Below are 18054 nucleotides of genomic sequence, written 5' to 3'. Positions count from 1 at the left end.
TTCTTTTATATAGCATAATTATGAGCATCTACGCCCTGAAACCAAAATTCCAAAACCTGTTGCGTCCCATTGTTAAGCGACTGTATCAAAAAGGCATTACTGCCAATCAGGTTACCCTGTTTGCCTGCGCCGTTTCCATTTTGATCGGTTTGCTTTTAGCATTGTTTGCAGATGTATCCACATTATTCTGGCTTTTGCCGATCTGGTTGTTTGTCCGCATGGCGCTGAATGCGATGGACGGCATGTTGGCACGGGAGTTCGGCCAGCAATCTGCACTAGGCGGTTATTTGAATGAAATCACTGATATTGTCGCCGATGCTGCTTTGTATCTGCCTTTTGCCTTTATCGCGCCCTTCGGCGGCGTACAAATTGCCCTGTTTATTTGGCTGGCGGCAATGACTGAATTTTGCGGCGTTTTGGGACAAGTCCATGGCAACGGCCGTCGTTATGACGGGCCATTCGGCAAAAGCGACCGCGCATTCTTTATCGGCGCATTGGCAGTATGGTATGCAATCGCCGGCAGCTTCCATCTGACTTTCTATATCCTTATGTGGCTGGCCTGCGCGGCATTGGTTTATACCTGCTATAAACGTGTCATCAATGGCTTGAAGGCCGTCTGAAACTTATCCACGTTCTTGGGTTAATCATCATTGATTAGAATATTTAAACCCATCACCCCGTTTTACTGAAAACAAAAAAGGCCGTCTGAAACCATAAACTATCGGTTTCAGACGGCCTTTTATTCAGCAGCCAAGATAACTTACTGTTTACCCAGCTGACTGTAATCTACCAACATATACTTGGCAGTAATTTTCTGCGAAGCATTACCTTCATCGCCCATCAGAATCATCTGTGGCTTGCCGTTAATAGTAATCGAATCGACTGCTTCAACGTTGGTGATGTGTTGCAGATTAGGCAGAGAGATTTTTTGCGGTTCATCGGTCGGATTACCGCTCCAAGTCCACAGTTGTGAGAATTTCTGTCCATTCTCATCCTTCACTTCATTGGCGATAACGTAGGTTTTCAACACAGGATCATAGTTGAGGGAACGGATACCGCCGCCATCAATATCAATCACGGCCACTTCATCAAACTCAGGCTTGGCATTGCGCTCAAATACATCTTTCGGATTGCTGATAAACGCGACCAAAGCCATGTTGTTGAACTCAGGATCACGGAAGCCCAAAACGAGACGTTTTTTCACAGGATCAAACGCCATGCCCTCAATATTGATTTCTTCAAAAGAAACTTCTGCCTTGGTTCGCTCGCGAATCAAATCATGCAGCTTGTGATCGGTTTCCAAAACCTGCGTCAAATTGTCGTAACTGGTCAGCCCCAACACATTGCCGTCTTGGATTTTAAAGCGCATCAGGTGTTCGCGGTCAGGCGAGCGGTTGCCTTTACGGGTGCGCGAGTGTGAAGTCAGCGCGTAGATAAAGCCTTCATCGTCGCGAGCCAAAGCCTCCAAGTCGCTGAGACGGCGTTTGAAACCGGTAATCACGCGTGTATCCAATGCCTCGTCTTCCACAAACTTGCCGGTTTTATCAATGCTGATGATACTGAATGCATGGTTGGGTTCGTCTTCCGCAATCAGCAACTTGCCGTCCGGAAGCTGTTGTACGGCAGAAGGTTCAAATACGCCGTTAAACATATTGATTCCCAGCGAACGCAGCTCTGCCGCGTTGTTGTCCGGAGGCATCAGCAATGACGGCAATGTTTTCACGCCGATAAATGCCGCCAGCGAAGCCAGCAAGCCCCAACGGAATACCGCGTAAGATAAGTTAATGTATTTGAACTGTTTATCCGCCAACAAACCAAGCCAGTAAAGATGGTCGCTCATCTTTTCATAGATTTGTTTACGGTCGCCCATAATCTCCTGCATCATTTCCCAATATTGATCTTTTTGCAGTTTCACACGGTCTTCATAAATCAAAATATTGGGTTGGCTGCCACCAAAAAAGCGCGTTTCGGTACTGCTGAGGCGGGTTTTCAAATCCCGCAGTTTCGAACGTCCGCGGATAAAATCCTTAAACCATGTACGCGCCGCCTGCATTTTGCCGATACGTTCCGGCGAAGCAGAAAGCAATGCAAACACGATAGACGCGGCGGCAGTAATCATAAACGTACTGGCCGGAATCAAAAATTCGGGCGATGATGAAAAAATAAACGCACCCGAAATCATCAGCGCAGAAACAATAAAACCATTCAGCGAAATCATAATATTGGCTTTGGTTGCCGCCAGCGCCAACAATTCCATCTCCGAGCGTACAGCGTTACGGAACATGGTTTCCACGCCCTTATTCGTACCCAACAGATCAGACGCATTCAAATCCTCGGCTTTATTTTTTTTCTTCTTCGCCTTGTCTTTTTTACGTTTGGCCTTCTTCTCACTTTTTTCAGACGGCATCTCAGGATGTTCAACCACTTCCTGACCTTCTACCGTTTCCTGAATTTCTACCGCGTCAGCCACAGCCTCAACTTCGTTTTCAACAACACCGTTTTGATTGTGATCCCAAAAATCAACATCCTGTTGGGATTCGGCAGCTGTGCCGTCGTTTAAAGGTTTTTCTTGGTCGCCCATCTGCTTCGGCCGACCATCTTCCTTCCAATCATTCAAACTCATATCATGACTCCCAACATCAAACACTTTGAATTAAATGGAAAATAAAAAGAATATTTAGTTCATTTATTTTAGATAATTTACATTCTTTAAATGCCTAAATAGCAAACTGTCGCAGAACTAAAAGCCCTGCGACAATCCACTTTATATCGAAATATTAATAATCGATGCGTTCTTTAATAATTTTCAAATCAGGGTAAGACAAAACAATGTCGTACTCACTACCATCTTTAAAAGCCTCGATATCCAATACAGGCTGGCCGCGACGGCTATCGGCTTCAACATCGTGGACTTGATAGCCGCGTTGTTCCAACATTTTTACGGCTTTAGCACGATTTTGCTCGAAGTTTTTGTCGCTGTAGATTTTATGTTCGATATAATCGCTGGCACCGGCAGTAGCAGCAGACAAAGCAACGATGGCGATCAATAAAAATTTTTTCATGTTTGATTTTCTTTTTAAATGTGTATTCGGGTTTCGATGGATGTATTAAAACATGACAAAATTAGCAGTTAATTAGTACTTGGTTAAACGCAGTAAAGGCCGTCTGAAAACTATTCAGACGGCCTAAGCGATTCCCTTCCAGAAGAAATAAGAAAAAAAAATTTGGCAATAATATGATAACGATAAGTCCCGTCTGACTGTATTTCGTAAATTAATGGCGAAACAAAAAGTTTATGATGATATGTCGGTAGTAGTTTGTAAGGTTATCCCCCCCTATCTAACCCTTTTAACAATCACTGTCATCAGTTTTAAGTGAAATTTGAAACCATCTTTTACCATATCTCCCCATCATTTCATTCGTCCGTCTATCGGATAGTCATTGCATTTATTCGATATGTCATGATACTGTTCAAAAAATATGACTATTAGGAGTTTCTCATGTCCGAACAGCAAAAATACTTTTCTACCCAAGACGGTACTTCGCTTTTCTACCGCTATCGCCCTGCTGCCGATGGTTCTTCCGACAAAGCCATTGTGCTGTTTCATCGCGGGCATGAGCATTCCGGCCGGATGATGTTTGTGGCGGATGAGTTGGGTTTTGATGATTTTGCCTATTTTGCTTGGGACGCACGCGGTCATGGTTATAGTCCCGGTGAACGCGGCGATAGTCCGAGTATCGGCACTTCGGTTTCAGATGTGGATGATTTTATCCGACACATCCAAAGCGAATACGGTATCAAACCTGAAAACATCTGCGTGATTGCGCAAAGTGTCGGCGCGGTATTGGTTTCTACTTGGTTGCACGATTACGCGCCGAAAATCCGTTGCGCCGTATTGGCTTCGCCTGCGTTCAAAGTCAAACTCTATGTTCCGTTTGCCCGTACCGGTTTAAAAATCATGCAAAAATGGCGTGGCAATTTCTTTGTCAACAGCTACGTCAAAGCCCACTATCTGACCCACAATGTCGAACGTCAAAAAAGCTACGACAATGATCCACTGATTGCCCGCGCTATTTCTGTGCGCATCCTGCTGGGTTTATATGAGGCGGCCGAGCGCGTCGTGGCCGATGCACAAGCGATTACTACGCCTGTACAACTGTTGATCTCAGGCAGCGATTGGGTTGTTCATCACAAACCGCAACACGATTTCTACAACCGCTTAGGCAGCCATATTAAAGAGCGCCATATCCTGCCCGGTTTCTACCACGATACTTTAGGCGAGCAAAACCGTGAAATTGCATTTGTCGAAATGCGCCGTTTTATCCGCGAGCGTTTCAATCAGCCTTTACAACAAGTCGATCTGACTCAAGCGCACTTATTTGGAGACAGCCGTCGTGAAGCTGACGAACTGGCTACGCCTTTGCCTGTTTGTACGCCTCGTGGCGCATTTTGGGCAACATATCGCGCCTCGCTCAAACTGGGCTCGCGCTGGAGTGAAGGCTTGAGAATCGGTCAAGAAACAGGTTTTGATTCGGGTAGTACACTGGATTACGTTTACCGCAATCAACCGCAAGGCAGCAATGCTTTCGGTGTATGGGTGGACAAATACTATCTCAACGCCATCGGCTGGCGCGGCATTCGCCAACGCAAAGTCAATATCGGCAAAGCCATTCAGACGGCCTCAGCCAAACTGCGTGAAGCAAGGAAACCTGTACACGTTTTGGATATCGCGTCCGGTCATGGCCGCTATGTATTGGACGCACTGACTGCCGACACATTGCCTGATTCCGTACGCTTGCGCGATTACAGCCCGATTAATGTCGAAGCCGGACGCAAGCTGATTGCCGAGCGCGGCTTGCAAAACACGGTAACCTTCAATGAAGTCAATGCCTACGACCGCGCCAATTATCACGATTTGCAGCCGCGTCCAACGTTGGGCATCGTCTCCGGCCTGCACGAATTGTTTGCCGACAACGATTTGATTTTGAACTCACTCTACGGCTTCGGCGAAGCCATCGAAACCGGCGGCTACCTGATTTACACCGGCCAGCCTTGGCATCCGCAGCTCGAAATGATTGCCCGTGCGCTGACCAGCCACAAAGCAGGCAGCCCCAATTGGGTAATGCGCCGCCGCAGTCAGCAGGAAATGGATCAGTTGGTTGAAAAAGCCGGTTTTGAAAAAATCCATCAATGGATAGACGAAGACGGTATTTTCACCGTGAGCTTGGCAGTGAAGAAATAAAAATAAAGGCCGTCTGAACAATTCTTTAACTTTCAGACGGCCTTATTTAAACCATATACCTATCCATGAAACCCTCCCTCAAAACCTCCCTGCTCAAGCTGATTTTAGTCGGTATTCTGTTCTACACCAGCTACGGCCTCTCCAACCATTACGCGGCATCGCTGGACTATGTGCCTGAAATCGCTTTTGCATGGGAGAGCAATATTCCGTTTTGGGCATGGACGATTGTGCCTTATTGGTCGCTAAACCTGATGTATGTAGCGGCATTTTTTCTTTGCCGTGATACACAAGAACAAAGCCGATATGTAGCGCACCTTGTAGCCGCCCAACTGATTGCGACTGTTTGCTTTGTGCTGTTTCCGCTGCGTTTCGGGTGGCATAAACCGCCCGCCGATGGGCTGTCAGGCTGGCTGTTTGATTCATTGGCTGCATTTGATTTGCCATACAACCAAGCGCCATCTTTACATATCGCGTTGGCGGTTATCGTGGGTGCATTTTATTGGACGCGCTTTCCCAAAATCCGCCTGCCGCTTTTCGTATGGCAAAGCCTGATTGCCTTGTCGGTACTGACGACTTATCAACATCATTTTATTGACGTGCCGACCGGAGCATTGCTCGGCTGGCTGGTGTTATGGGCTTTCCCGCATCAGATAACTTCGCCGTTAAAACTGGGCTTGAGTGATATACGCTCAAGAAAGATTGCGCTGCTGTATTTGCTTGGTGCGTGTTTGACGGCGTTACCCGTGCTGCTGGGTGGTGTGTGGCTGTGGTTGATATGGATGAGCGTGTCTTTGCTGATGGTGGCCTTTGCCTATTTGACTGGGAATGTGGCCTTCTTCCAAAAACAGGCTAACGGTAAATTATCGGTGGCAGCGACGGTTTTGCTGTTGCCTTATCTGGTGGGCGTACGGCTAAACATGGCGTATTGGTTACGAGGTAAGGCGAAAACGGCACAAGTCCGCAATGATGTATGGATTGGCAGCGTTTGGGGAATTTCAAACCATCTGCCTGCCGTATTGGATGTATGCGCCGAATATCCCTGCCGTAGCTATCAGGGAGCATATCGCGCTCTGCCTTTACTGGATATGGTAACGCCGTCTGAAAACGATTTGGTTCAGACGGCCTTGATATTGGAAACCTTACGCCAAAAACACGGCAAAGTGCTGGTATGTTGCGCTTTGGGTTATGGAAGAAGTGCCGCAGTGGTGCTGACGTGGCTACTGGTCTATGGTGGCTGCAAAAACTTGGCGCAAGCGAAGGCCGAACTCAAACAGGCTCGGCCGCAAATGGTATTATCGCCGGCCACTGCCCAAGTAGTCCAAGCTGCGGTCAACCGTTTAAAACAAGGATAATGATGGACAACGCAACCGATAGCCGTATTACTGCCCACCTGCTCTCTACCACACATTATGTTGCCGCCTGCAACGCCTTGCTGCTCGCCTTTTCGGCAAAATATGGCGGCGCATGGTTTGCGGTACAACTTGTCTTGGCAGCGGTTTTGCTGTACTGCCATATCCGCATTCACTTCGACCGTCTCGTGTTCCAAGACTTTGCCGACAACCGCTACTCTCCTGAAGACTTTGACCACGCCTTACAGCAAAACGGTTTGCGTCAAATTTCAGGCAGCCGTACTTTGCCCCAACGGATAAACGGCGCACTTTCCTTATGGCGCAAAAGCTTATACCTGACCGCCGCCCAATTTTTAATTTTGCTTATCCAAAGCATTTGATTATTTTGGCTGATTTACCCAAACCAAATCTAGAGCGGTATCTCACTTCAAAAGGCAGAAACAATGAAAAACTTCCTCAAAAAACAACTTGCCTGGCTGACCGACCAAGCCTTGTGTCTGTCGGTCTCTTTCCTTACGGGCGTACGCCCTAAAAGCCCGCGCGAGCTGACATTCAATCAGCACCAAAAAGTCTATTACGCCAATCACGGCAGCCATGGTGATTTTGTATTGGTGTGGATTTCCCTGCCCCGCCGCTGGCGCTTGTCCACGCGCCCTGTCGCCGGTTCGGATTACTGGCTGACGAGCAAACTCAAACGCTACATCATTCAAAATGTTTTCAACGCCTTGCTGATTCCGCGCCATAGCGATAATCCGCAAGCGATTACCGAACAGATGAAAGACGCGCTAAACGCAGGCGACTCCTTGATTATTTTCCCTGAAGGCACGCGCAACACTGACGACAACACCATCCTGCTGCCGTTCAAGTCCGGCATTTATCATCTGGCGAAAAGCAAACCCGATACCGAATTTGTGCCGATTTGGATAGACAACATCAGCCGCGTACTGCCCAAAGGCAAAATCCTGCCTATCCCGCTTTTGTGTGAAGTCCATATCGGACAGCCGCTTACTTTGCAGGAAAACGAAGACAAAGACAGCTTTTTGACACGCAGCCGTAAAGCGTTGCTGGCACTCAGGCCGTCTGAAAACGACCGCAACGAGCTTCGCCAAAATGAACCTGAAGCTCAACAAAACAAAGGAGGACAAGCATGAGCCTTTCTACGACTTCCCAACAAATCATCGTCGAACAAACCGCCGCTCATCTGACTCCTCAAGCCAGCTATATTTTTGTCGGCGTATTTGCCGTATTGTGTTTTGCCAGCATCATCGGACAATGGCTCAAGCGCAAAAACGGCGCAGATAATGCCACCATTGCCAACCTCAACGCCCGTATTTACGCATGGTGGCTGATGACGTTGGTGTTGCTGGGTGCATTTTGGTTCGGCAAAATCGGGACGGTTGTACTGTTTTTCCTGATTTCATTTGCCGCACTACGCGAGTTTATGACCCTCGTCTATCGCCGCCGTAGCGACTATTACAGCATGGTGGTCTGCTTTTACCTGCTGCTGCCGGTGCAATACTATTTCGTCTATGACGGCTGGTACGGCATGTTCAGCATTTTTATTCCGGTTTACGGCTTTTTGATACTGCCGATTATTGCCAGCCTCAGCGGTCAAACCGCGCATTTTTTGGAACGCGCCGCCAAAACGCAATGGATGGCGATGATTTGCATCTTCTGTCTGTCCCATGTTCCGGCGCTGATGTTTCTAGACTTGGACGGATTCGATAATAGTAACAATATCCTGTTGCTGATCTTCCTGATTGGCGTGGTGCAAGTATCGGATGTGTTGCAATACGTTTGGGGCAAACTGATTGGCGGTGCAAAAATCATGCCTTCGCTTTCGCCATCCAAAACCATTTCTGGCACTGTCGGCGGTATTTTATCGGCCACTGCCATTGCCGCGCTGATGGCGCCGATTACGCCGTTCTCCCACGGTCAAGCAGCCGTTATCGGCTTTATTGTCTGCCTGATGGGCTTCTTTGGCGGCCTGGTTATGTCTGCCATCAAACGCGATTACGGTGTCAAAGACTGGGGCAATATGATACGCGGCCATGGCGGTATGCTTGATCGCGTGGATTCAATTTGTTTTGCCGCGCCCGTGTTCTTTCACATCACCCGTTATTTCTGGAATGGCTAAACTTCAGGCCGTCTGAAAGCTGTTTTCAGACGGCATTGAATGTATGAAACTGCCAACCCTGCCGATTCGTTATACAATACTCAACCATTGTTATTACACACACAACATGAATAAACCCTCTCCAATCTTTCCCATTTTTCTTGCTACGATTATCTTCGCCCTTATTGTTTGGTCAGGCATTAATCCTCATGATCGCGCAGTCTGGTACGCCGAAATCATCCCCGTAGCATCCGTATTCTTCCTTCTTGTTACTACCTACCGCATTTTCCGCTTCAGCAACTTGGCCTACTTATTCATGAGTTTTTGGCTGATCATGCATTCCATCGGTGCATACTATACTTTTGCAGATGTACCGTTCGAATCCATCAACCGCTTTGTCGAGCCAATTTTGGGCGAAAACCGCAATCATTACGACCGTATTGCCCATTACATCATCGGCTTCTACGCCTATCCTATGGTTGAGTGGCTGCTGCGCCGCAAGCTGTGTAATCTGCCGCTGGCTTTGTTTTTCGGCCTGTTCTTTATCATGAGCGTGGCTGCCGCCTATGAAATCATCGAATGGCAATATGCCGTCATCGACGGCGGAGAGGCCGGACTGGAATTCTTAGGTTCTCAAGGCGATATTTGGGACGCGCAAAAAGACATGCTTGCCGATACTTTGGGCGCGTTAACTTCTCTGTTTATTTTTGTGTTTACCCGACCCGATAAACGCTTGGGTTTCTCATAAATCTACCCCTTTAAAGCGAAAGGCCGTCTGAAACCAGATTTTCAGACGGCCTTTTTTCATTTTTCTATCGCTATTATTGTAAAAATTAATAAATGCGATAGTTAAAAACATAAGCCGATTTTGAAACAAAATCCGTCATCAAAATTTTTAAGCACATGAAATATATAAAAAACAACATCTGTTAAGATTTTGTAAACAATATGCCTACGTCAACCTGAATTTTTCGATTTGATTTAAGTCAGCATATCTTGTGTCATTAATCCATAAAATATTCAGAATTCTACAAAATATTGATTAACCCGATAGAGGTTATCATCAAGACGAGGAACACAAAATGCAAAAAATTCCAGAATTGGTCTGCCCCGCCGGCAACCTGCCTGCACTGAAAACCGCTGTGGACAACGGTGCGGACACGGTTTACATGGGTTTGAAAGATGCGACCAATGCACGAAACTTTCCGGGACTGAATTTCGATATGAAATCGGCACGGGAAGGCGTAGCTTACGCCCATGCGCGCGGACGCAATGTACTGATGGCCATCAATACATTCGCACAAGCCGGCCAAGTGGAGCGTTGGCACGCTGCTGTGGATACGGCGGCGGATTTGGGGGCCGATGCGATTATTGTTGCCGACCCCGCCATCATGGCGTATGCGGCAGACAAACATCCGAATTTACGCCTGCATATGTCGGTACAAGGTTCGGCCACCAATTACGAAGCCATCAATATGATGAAAGAGCTGTTCGGCATCCGTCGTGCCGTTTTGCCGCGCGTGCTGACCATCGATCAGGTCAAACATGTGATTGACAATACTGATGTGGAAATTGAAGTCTTTGGTTTCGGCAGTTTGTGTGTGATGGTGGAAGGCCGTTGCATCTTGTCGAGCTATGCAACAGGCGAATCGCCCAATATGCAAGGTGTCTGCTCTCCGGCAAAATCCGTCCGCTGGGAACAACTGCCCGACCGCATGAACGTACGTTTAAACCAGGTATTGATAGACCAATACAAACCCAATGAACCGGCAGGTTATCCAACCTTGTGCAAAGGCCGCTTTGAAGTCAATGATGAGACCTACTATGCTTTGGAAGAACCGACCAGCCTAAATGTTTTGGAAATGTTGCCCGAACTCATCAAAATCGGTGTATCCGCCATCAAAATCGAGGGACGCCAACGCAGTCCGATGTATACGGCGCAAGTAACCAAATCCCTGCGCCAAGCACTGGATGCAGCCGCAGCCGACCCGTCTCATTTCAAAGTCAATCCGTCCTGGAACAATGCCTTGAGCAAAGTTTCAGAAGGTCATCAGACAACTTTGGGCGCATACAACCGCCCATGGAAATAAGGGGAAAAAAATGAATTCATTGAAATTGTCGCTGGGCCCTATTTTATTTTTCTGGCAAAAAGAAGCACTACTGGAATTTTACGTTTCCATGCTGGATACGCCGTTGGACACTGTTTATTTGGGCGAGGTAGTCTGCTCACGCCGTCAGAAAATGCGCTTTGCTGACTGGTTCGGACTGGCTGAAGACCTGGCAGAAAGCGGTAAGGAGATTATTCTTTCCTCACAAGTCCTGCTCGAAAGTGAATCTGATCTGAAACGCCTACGCAAAATTACGGAGCAGGGAAAGTTTAAAGTTGAAGCCAACGACATGGGTGCGGTCAAATTGGCACGCGAACATGGCATCCCATTTGTTGCCGGTGCAAGCCTGAATATCTACAACGAAACTACTTTGGACGTATTACGAAAATTAGGGGCATTCCGCTGGATTGCACCGTCCGAGCTGAGCCGCGATAAGGTTGCCGAAATCATCAAGGCTTCAGACGGCATTGAAACCGAACTCTTCGCTTGGGGCAAAATGCCGCTTGCCTATTCATCACGTTGCTTTACCGCCCGCCATTACAATCTGAATAAAGACAGTTGCGAGTTCCGCTGCCTCGATCATGAGCACGGTATGGCTATGAATACGCGAGAAGGCCAGCCGTTTCTCACCATCAACGGCATCCAAACCATGTCTTACGGCTGCCAAAACCTACTGCCCCACCATGAAGACTTGAATAAAATCGGCGTGAATATGCTCAGACTGTCGCCACAAATGCACAGCATGGCTGAAATTATCCAAATTCACCGCGATGTATTGGACGGAAAAGCCACATGGGAAGATGTCCTCCCCGAGTTGGAACGACTGACTACCGGAACACTAGTTGACGGCTATTGGCGCGGTCAGCCCGGTATTGAAACCGTGAAGGAGGCATATTATGGCGCTGCCTGAAATCATATTACCCAAATGGATGGCAAAAATCGGTACCAAACTTCCCGGCAAACCTCCACGCTTTGTTTTGGTCTCCGTATTGAATACCATGCTGAAAAAAGGTTTACTACCTGCCGATATGGAACTTTTTACCGGAAGAAAATTCGAAATCGAAGTTTTGGATGCCGGTATCAAAGTGCGGTTTAGTGCCGATACGGAAAAATTCCTGGACGACAACTTCAGCGGTGCCCCCGATCTGAGGCTGGCCGCCAACGGTATAGACTTCATGCGCATGATGATGCGTGAGGAAGATCCCGATACCTTATTTTTCAACCGTAAATTGCAAATCGAAGGCGATACGGAACTGGGGCTAATTACCAAAAACTTACTCGACAGCGTCGAGTGGCCTTTCAGCGAATGGTTCCTGAAACGCAGTACGTCCACTTTGGATTGATTAATTTTGGTTGAACCAAGAACAAAGGCCGTCTGAATGTTTCAGACGGCCTTATATATTTCACCTCTTTGATATGTCTTCTCTTATTGGTTTTATCAAATATAAAAAAGCGTACCTTGTTAGGTACGCTTTTTTCAATCCGACTCAAAATTAGAATTTTGCACCGGACTCATTTGCCATAAAGTCTACAGCCGCTTTAACCTCATCGTCACTCAAGCTGCTGTTGCCGCCTTTGGCAGGCATTGAATTAAAACCTTCAAGCGCGTGTTTGTGCAAAGTATCTTTACCTTGCTTAATTCGAGGAGCCCAGTCGTCTTTTTTACCGACAACAGGTGCGCCCGGAATCATACCGCCATGACATGTTTTACAGTTGGCTTCAAAAACAGCTTTGCCGTCTACCTTAACCGGAGCCGCTTCTGCTTTTTCAGCAGGTTTGGCTTCAGCAGCCGGAGCAGCTTTAACATCTGAAGCAGCTTTATCGGCAGCAGGAGCTGAAGCAGCCGCCGGAGCAGAAGCATCGGCAGGTTGAGCTACCGGAGCAGGCTCGGCTTTTTTAGCAGGAGCTTTTTTACCGTCTTTGTTGGACAAACCCCAAACATAAGCGGTCATGATGTGCAGCTTATCTTTGTCGAGGAAGTGACCCCAAGCAGGCATTTGGCTGCTGCGGCCGTTGGTAATGGTTTCGGTAATCGCTTTTTGAGTACCGCCCCACAACCATACATCGTCGGTCAGATTCGGGCCGAGGCCTTGGATACCTTGACCTTTGTCGCCGTGACAAGTGAAACAGTTGGCAGGTGGGCCGCTAAACAGGGCTTTACCGCGTTCTGCACGTTCTTCGTCGTATTGACCTTTAGGTTTAGAAAGAGACATAACATATTGTGTTACGTTTTTCACGCCTTCTTCACCCAAAGCTGGACCCCATGCCGGCATAGAGGCAGTACGGCCTTTTTCAATGGTTTCCTGAATTTTTTCAGGTTCTCCACCCCACAACCAATCGTCGTCGGTCAAATTCGGAAAGCCTTTGGAGCCTTTGGCATCTGAGCCGTGACATTGGATACAGTAGGTATTGAAAAGGTTTTGTGCAATAGCACGGGCTTCAGGGTCTTTAGCCACTTTCTCAATCGGCATATTGGAAAATTTAGCATACACTTTACCGTATTGCTGATTGGCTTTGGCAACTTCTTCTTCATATTGACCATGGCTGCTCCAGCCCCACAGGCCTTTGTAATCGCCGATACCTGGATACATAATCAGGTAGCCGACGCCAAACAGCCATGTGCAGACATAAAGCCAAAACCACCAACGTGGCAGAGGGTTATTGTACTCCGAAATGCCGTCCCACTCATGACCTGTGGTTTTTACTTCTTCGCCTTTTTTAGGGCGTTTCACAACGTTTTGCGAAAGCAGAAGCCAAGCCAGGCCGATGAAGCTGAGCACGACGATAACGGCAATATATATACTCCAGAAACTACTGGTAAATTGGGATGTTGTGTTCATTATTTTGCTCCGTGATCACGGACTGACTGAGCTTGATCGTCCTTTTCAGACGGCCTTTGTTCGTCATTATCGAAAATACTGCTGGCAGCATCGTCATAGTTTTTCTTATTGCGTCTATTGAACACAATATAGAGGACTAAAATAAAGCTGATAAATACCCAAACAGTAAAGAGCGAGCGAGCCCAGTTAGCGTCCATGATGTTACCTTACGTTTTTCAATGCCAAGCCCAAGCCTTGCAGATAGGCGATAACAGCGTCCAGCTCTGATTTGTTAGCCAGCATTTCAGGTGCTTTGGCAATTTCTTCATCGCTGTAAGGTGTACCCACTTTACGCAGGGCTTTCATATGCGCCACAGTTGCCTCGGCATCGACTTTATTGCGTGCGAGCCATGGGAATGCAGGCATATTGGACTCCGGCACAACGTCGCGCGGGTTCAGCAGGTGGATGCGGTGCCATTCATCGGAATAACGGCCGCCAACACGAGCCAAATCCGGACCGGTACGTTTAGAACCCCATTGGAACGGATGGTCATAAACAGACTCACCGGCAACAGAGTAATGACCGTAACGTTCAGTTTCTGCACGGAATGGACGAATCATTTGAGAGTGGCAGTTGTAGCAGCCTTCGCGCACATAAATATCGCGACCGGCCACTTGCAGGGCGTTATATGGTTTCACGCCGGGTGCAGGTTCGGTAACTGCCTTGGTGAAGAACAGCGGAACAGCCTCAATCAGAAGGCCGACGCTGACTACAAGCAGGGTGAATACAATCAGTACACCGACTTTTTCTTCAGCTAATTGTTGTAATTTCATTTTGGTAGCCTATCTTTCTTGTCATTAGTGGTGTTGAGTTTGAGAAACCGCAGGAATCTCAGCATCAACTGCTTTACCACTGATAGCAGTACGGTAAACGTTATATGCCATGATGCACATACCGCTCAGGTACAGAAGACCGCCGGTGAAACGAATCATGTAGTAAGGCATGGTACGTTTTACGGATTCAACGAAGGAATAAGTCAGCGTGCCGTCGTCATTCAAAGAACCCCACATCAGACCTTGCATTACGCCGGCAATCCACATTGCAGCGATATACAGAACCACGCCGATGGTCGCGATCCAGAAATGCGCCTCAACCAATTTGGTGCTGTACATTTCATTTTTGCCAAACAAGCGGGGAATCATATAGTAAACGGAACCGATGGTTACAAAGCCCACCCAACCCAATGCGCCGGCGTGAACGTGTGCAACAGTCCAGTCGGTGTAGTGGCTCAGAGCGTTAACGGTTTTGATAGACATCATCGGACCTTCGAAGGTAGACATACCGTAGAAAGACAGAGAAACGATCAAGAATTTCAAAATCGGGTCGGTACGCAGTTTGTCCCATGCACCGGACAGAGTCATGATACCGTTGATCATACCGCCCCAAGAAGGCGCAAACAGGATCAAAGACAATACCATACCCAAAGATTGAGTCCAGTCAGGCAATGCGGTGTAGTGCAAGTGGTGAGAACCTGCCCACATATAAGTGAAAATCAAAGCCCAGAAGTGAACAACGGACAAGCGGTAAGAGTAAATCGGACGGCCCGCTTGTTTAGGCACGAAATAGTACATCATACCCAAGAAGCCGGCTGTCAGGAAAAAGCCCACCGCATTGTGGCCATACCACCATTGAACCATCGCATCAATCGCACCTGCGTAAACCGGATAAGATTTCATCAAACCGGCAGGGATGCTGATATTATTGACGATGTGCAACAGCGCAACGGCCAAAATAAAGCCGCCGTAGAACCAGTTGGCAACGTAAATATGTTTGATTTTACGTTTGGCAATCGTACCGAAGAATACGATAGCGTAGGCAACCCACACCAGCGTAATCAAAATGTCGATAGGCCATTCCAACTCGGCGTATTCTTTACCTTGGGTGTAACCCATAGGCAAGCTGATAGCCGCAGCCACGATAACAGCCTGCCAACCCCAGAAGGTAAATGCAGGCAGCCAACCACCAAACAGACGGGTATTACATGTACGTTGAACAACGTAGTATGATGTACCGATCAAACCGCAACCGCCGAATGCAAAAATAACCGCATTGGTGTGCAGAGGACGCAGGCGGCCGAAGTGGAACCAAGGTCCGATATTGGATAAATCGAGGGCCGGAGCAAAAAGCTGGGCAGCGACGATAACGCCGACCAACATGCCCACAATACCCCAAACTACAGTCATGATGGCGAACTGGCGCACCACTTTGTAGTTATAAGTTTGTGTGTCCATGGAAGTCTCCATAAATTATGGGTATAAAAAATTTTTATCTCACCTCAACCATTACGTTTATGAAAAGCGCAATACGGCTAAGGCTCAAATTTTTCTAAATTTAACATAGACACCACAACATGCCAAGCAAAATTACATTCCATATTGCATAAAACCTTTAGTGAGACATAATCTCATTTCTTTTATAATCAATAAATTATTTAAACATATCCAATAAATCGGGCACAGCATTTTTTCAAGCCCCCTTTTTCGTACAGTTTTATTGATATAGATTAAGCCTACCCTTTAAAACCCCTTCCTCTTAATAAACTTTAGCAAATTAACCAATAGCCATGATTAATTACAAAATTACCCCCAACTTTCTGTCTCATGAATGGCACATCACCTTATCATTCACTCAAACCAATGATTCTGAAACAGAAATCAGCCTGCCGAACTGGGTTCCCGGCAGCTACCTCATCCGTGACTTTGCCCGCCACATCACGCACATCAGCGCGCGTTGCAACAGCAAAGCCCAGCCACTGACGCAAACCAGCAAAAACCATTGGCAAACCCCTGCCCTCAGCGGAGCGTGGGAAATTTACTACACTGTTTACGCATTCGACTTATCAGTTCGCGGCTCATTCCTCAGTACCGAGCGCGGCTTTTTCGACGGCGCGTGTCTATTCTTAAAAGTCCACGGACAAGAATACCGGCCACATCAAATCGAGTTTTCCACCCTGCCGCACACATGGCAGATAGCCACCACCCTACCCCAAACCTCGGCGACCACTTTTCAGACGGCCTCATACGCCGAGCTTATCGACCACCCGGTTGAAACAGGCATCATCGAATTTCTCGAATTTGAAGCACAAGGTATCCCACACCGTATTGCATTAAGCGGTATCTATCCCGATTTTGACCGAGCCCGCTTCCTCGCCGATATTCAAAAAATCTGCGAAACCGAGTTGGCGATGTTCCCCTCCCCTGCCCCGTTTACCGAATACCTTTTCTTACTACATCTGGGCGACAACCTCTACGGCGGGCTGGAACACATCAGCAGCACCGCCCTACTCGCCGACCGCCACAGTCTGCCATCTTACGATATGGGCGAAGCCGACAAAGCCTATACCGAATTGCTCGGCCTTTTCTCCCACGAATACTTCCACGCATGGAACGTCAAATCCATCAAACCGGCCGTATTCGCACCTTACAACCTCGACCAAGAAAACTACACCGAGCAACTTTGGGCATTTGAAGGCATTACCTCCTACTACGACGACCTCTTTCTTGCCCGAAGCAAAACCATCAGCCCCGAAGCCTACCTTACCCTGCTTGCACAAGGCATCACACGCGTCCAGCAGACACAAGGCCGTCTAAAACAAACACTTGCTCAATCCAGTTTCAGCGCATGGGACAAGTTCTACAAACAAGACGAAAACAGCCCCAACGCCATTGTCAGCTACTATCAAAAAGGCGCACTGGCCGCACTTTGCCTCGACCTTATCATCCGTGAAAAAAGCCAAGGCAAATACACCCTCGACAGCGTGATGCAGCAACACTATCGCGACTGGTGCAACACCCATCAAGGCATACCCGAAAAACACTGGCAAATCCGCTGCCAAGAAATAACCGATTTAGATTTAGAAACCTTCTTTCAGACGGCCTTATACAGCACCGAAGACCTTCCACTCGCAGAATACCTGAAAAGCGTAGGTGTCAAACTTGACTTTATCCCACTGCCCCGCCAACACGGAGGAGCATTTGCAAGCGAACCCCAATCGGTTGCCCCCGCCAATGATTTGGGCGCACGTTTCAAACAAAACAGCGACCATGCCGTCCTGACTCATGTATTCAATGGCGGCAGCGCAGAAAATGCCGGACTCTGCCCGCAAGACAAAATCATCGCCTTAGGCGGCTATGCCTGCAACGACCTTGCAACGCAGTGGAGCAAACTGCCTATAGGCACGCGCACCACCATCCATTTCTTCCGCCAAGGCCTATTGCGTGAAACCAGCATCACAGTTCAAGCAGCAGAAGCCAATACTGCCCTGCTGCACATTACCGATCGCCAAAAACTCGAAAACTGGTTGTACAATCATTAAATAAAACTTCAAACGGCCTGCCACTTCCTAGGCCGTCTGAAAT

17 protein-coding genes are annotated in these 18054 nt (G+C 47.8%); 11 read left to right on the top strand and 6 right to left on the bottom strand.

The window, feature by feature from the left end:
- Positions 1–20 precede the first annotated feature (20 nt).
- Positions 21–620 (top strand): CDP-alcohol phosphatidyltransferase family protein, encoded by a 600-nt coding sequence (locus ACTHR2_RS07400; RefSeq protein ID WP_263338023.1) that lies wholly within the window; start codon positions 21–23, stop codon positions 618–620.
- A 140-nt stretch (positions 621–760) separates the two neighbouring features.
- Here ACTHR2_RS07400 and ACTHR2_RS07395 read toward each other — a convergent pair whose 3' ends face one another.
- Together ACTHR2_RS07395 and ACTHR2_RS07390 are read right to left on the bottom strand one after the other, a co-directional pair.
- Entirely contained in the window at positions 761–2581 is a 1821-nt protein-coding gene (locus ACTHR2_RS07395) for a Pycsar system effector family protein (RefSeq protein WP_440375588.1), read from the bottom strand.
- 196 nt (positions 2582–2777) lie between these two features.
- Complete coding sequence (locus ACTHR2_RS07390; protein ID WP_263338036.1) at positions 2778–3062, bottom strand: PepSY domain-containing protein; 285 nt, start codon at positions 3060–3062, stop codon at positions 2778–2780.
- 438 nt (positions 3063–3500) lie between these two features.
- Here ACTHR2_RS07390 and ACTHR2_RS07385 point away from each other — a divergent pair, with 438 nt between their 5' ends.
- The 9 genes from ACTHR2_RS07385 to ubiT all read left to right on the top strand — a co-directional run bounded on the left by ACTHR2_RS07385 (position 3501) and on the right by ubiT (position 12159).
- Entirely contained in the window at positions 3501–5243 is a 1743-nt protein-coding gene (locus ACTHR2_RS07385; RefSeq protein ID WP_263338039.1) for a bifunctional alpha/beta hydrolase/class I SAM-dependent methyltransferase, read from the top strand.
- 65 nt (positions 5244–5308) lie between these two features.
- Positions 5309–6595: a phosphatase PAP2/dual specificity phosphatase family protein gene (locus ACTHR2_RS07380; protein ID WP_263338042.1), complete on the top strand. Its 1287-nt coding sequence runs from the start codon at positions 5309–5311 to the stop codon at positions 6593–6595.
- Positions 6596–6597: 2 nt separating this feature from the next.
- Complete coding sequence (locus tag ACTHR2_RS07375) at positions 6598–6972, top strand: hypothetical protein (RefSeq protein WP_263341835.1); 375 nt, start codon at positions 6598–6600, stop codon at positions 6970–6972.
- 63 nt (positions 6973–7035) lie between these two features.
- On the top strand, positions 7036–7743 hold the full coding sequence (locus tag ACTHR2_RS07370; RefSeq protein ID WP_440375564.1) for a lysophospholipid acyltransferase family protein: 708 nt from the start codon (positions 7036–7038) through the stop codon (positions 7741–7743).
- On the top strand, positions 7740–8729 hold the full coding sequence (locus tag ACTHR2_RS07365; RefSeq protein ID WP_263338047.1) for a phosphatidate cytidylyltransferase: 990 nt from the start codon (positions 7740–7742) through the stop codon (positions 8727–8729). Before ACTHR2_RS07370 ends, ACTHR2_RS07365 begins: the two co-directional genes overlap by 4 nt.
- 106 nt (positions 8730–8835) lie before the next feature.
- The gene (locus ACTHR2_RS07360; RefSeq protein ID WP_263341837.1) at positions 8836–9456 is read left to right on the top strand and encodes a DUF2238 domain-containing protein; all 621 of its coding nucleotides are present in this window, start codon (positions 8836–8838) and stop codon (positions 9454–9456) included.
- Between the two features lie 334 nt (positions 9457–9790).
- Positions 9791–10798, top strand: a complete 1008-nt coding sequence (ubiU, locus tag ACTHR2_RS07355) for a ubiquinone anaerobic biosynthesis protein UbiU (RefSeq protein ID WP_003748766.1) — start codon at positions 9791–9793, stop codon at positions 10796–10798.
- 10 nt (positions 10799–10808) lie between these two features.
- Positions 10809–11726 (top strand): U32 family peptidase, encoded by a 918-nt coding sequence (locus ACTHR2_RS07350; protein ID WP_263338052.1) that lies wholly within the window; start codon positions 10809–10811, stop codon positions 11724–11726.
- Entirely contained in the window at positions 11713–12159 is a 447-nt protein-coding gene (gene ubiT, locus ACTHR2_RS07345) for a ubiquinone anaerobic biosynthesis accessory factor UbiT (RefSeq protein ID WP_263338055.1), read from the top strand. Before ACTHR2_RS07350 ends, ubiT begins: the two co-directional genes overlap by 14 nt.
- Positions 12160–12309: 150 nt before the next feature.
- On the opposite strand, the gene ccoP is transcribed toward ubiT, so the two are convergent.
- Genes ccoP through ccoN form a run of 4 tightly spaced genes read right to left on the bottom strand, consistent with a single transcriptional unit; the run spans position 12310 to position 15927 of the window.
- Complete coding sequence (gene ccoP, locus ACTHR2_RS07340; protein ID WP_440375563.1) at positions 12310–13656, bottom strand: cytochrome-c oxidase, cbb3-type subunit III; 1347 nt, start codon at positions 13654–13656, stop codon at positions 12310–12312.
- The gene (locus ACTHR2_RS07335) at positions 13656–13853 is read right to left on the bottom strand and encodes a cbb3-type cytochrome oxidase subunit 3 (protein ID WP_003748776.1); all 198 of its coding nucleotides are present in this window, start codon (positions 13851–13853) and stop codon (positions 13656–13658) included. Before ACTHR2_RS07335 ends, ccoP begins: the two co-directional genes overlap by 1 nt.
- Before the next feature lie 4 nt (positions 13854–13857).
- The gene (gene ccoO / locus ACTHR2_RS07330) at positions 13858–14469 is read right to left on the bottom strand and encodes a cytochrome-c oxidase, cbb3-type subunit II (protein WP_003748778.1); all 612 of its coding nucleotides are present in this window, start codon (positions 14467–14469) and stop codon (positions 13858–13860) included.
- A gap of 24 nt (positions 14470–14493) precedes the next feature.
- Positions 14494–15927 (bottom strand): cytochrome-c oxidase, cbb3-type subunit I, encoded by a 1434-nt coding sequence (ccoN, locus tag ACTHR2_RS07325; protein ID WP_003748780.1) that lies wholly within the window; start codon positions 15925–15927, stop codon positions 14494–14496.
- Between the two features lie 332 nt (positions 15928–16259).
- Here ccoN and ACTHR2_RS07320 point away from each other — a divergent pair, with 332 nt between their 5' ends.
- Positions 16260–18011, top strand: coding sequence for a M61 family metallopeptidase (locus ACTHR2_RS07320; RefSeq protein ID WP_440375562.1), 1752 nt, complete (start codon positions 16260–16262; stop codon positions 18009–18011).
- Positions 18012–18054 lie beyond the last annotated feature (43 nt).

Source organism: Neisseria sp. P0006.S004 (assembly GCF_051963015.1).
GTDB lineage: Bacteria > Pseudomonadota > Gammaproteobacteria > Burkholderiales > Neisseriaceae > Neisseria.
This window is presented reverse-complemented; position numbering and strand designations above follow the sequence as displayed.

Bases quoted from the DNA above. Each gene is read 5' to 3' on its own strand.
- ccoP (WP_440375563.1), bottom strand. From the start codon at position 13,656: ATGAACACAACATCCCAATTTACCAGTAGTTTCTGGAGTATATATATT.
- ACTHR2_RS07365 (WP_263338047.1), top strand. From the start codon at position 7,740: ATGAGCCTTTCTACGACTTCCCAACAAATCATCGTCGAACAAACCGCC.
- ACTHR2_RS07400 (WP_263338023.1), top strand. From the start codon at position 21: ATGAGCATCTACGCCCTGAAACCAAAATTCCAAAACCTGTTGCGTCCC.
- ACTHR2_RS07335 (WP_003748776.1), bottom strand. From the start codon at position 13,853: ATGGACGCTAACTGGGCTCGCTCGCTCTTTACTGTTTGGGTATTTATC.
- ACTHR2_RS07375 (WP_263341835.1), top strand. From the start codon at position 6,598: ATGGACAACGCAACCGATAGCCGTATTACTGCCCACCTGCTCTCTACC.
- ccoN (WP_003748780.1), bottom strand. From the start codon at position 15,927: ATGGACACACAAACTTATAACTACAAAGTGGTGCGCCAGTTCGCCATC.
- ACTHR2_RS07390 (WP_263338036.1), bottom strand. From the start codon at position 3,062: ATGAAAAAATTTTTATTGATCGCCATCGTTGCTTTGTCTGCTGCTACT.
- ACTHR2_RS07350 (WP_263338052.1), top strand. From the start codon at position 10,809: ATGAATTCATTGAAATTGTCGCTGGGCCCTATTTTATTTTTCTGGCAA.
- ubiU (WP_003748766.1), top strand. From the start codon at position 9,791: ATGCAAAAAATTCCAGAATTGGTCTGCCCCGCCGGCAACCTGCCTGCA.
- ACTHR2_RS07320 (WP_440375562.1), top strand. From the start codon at position 16,260: ATGATTAATTACAAAATTACCCCCAACTTTCTGTCTCATGAATGGCAC.
- ACTHR2_RS07360 (WP_263341837.1), top strand. From the start codon at position 8,836: ATGAATAAACCCTCTCCAATCTTTCCCATTTTTCTTGCTACGATTATC.
- ACTHR2_RS07385 (WP_263338039.1), top strand. From the start codon at position 3,501: ATGTCCGAACAGCAAAAATACTTTTCTACCCAAGACGGTACTTCGCTT.
- ubiT (WP_263338055.1), top strand. From the start codon at position 11,713: ATGGCGCTGCCTGAAATCATATTACCCAAATGGATGGCAAAAATCGGT.
- ACTHR2_RS07380 (WP_263338042.1), top strand. From the start codon at position 5,309: ATGAAACCCTCCCTCAAAACCTCCCTGCTCAAGCTGATTTTAGTCGGT.
- ACTHR2_RS07370 (WP_440375564.1), top strand. From the start codon at position 7,036: ATGAAAAACTTCCTCAAAAAACAACTTGCCTGGCTGACCGACCAAGCC.
- ACTHR2_RS07395 (WP_440375588.1), bottom strand. From the start codon at position 2,581: ATGGGCGACCAAGAAAAACCTTTAAACGACGGCACAGCTGCCGAATCC.
- ccoO (WP_003748778.1), bottom strand. From the start codon at position 14,469: ATGAAATTACAACAATTAGCTGAAGAAAAAGTCGGTGTACTGATTGTA.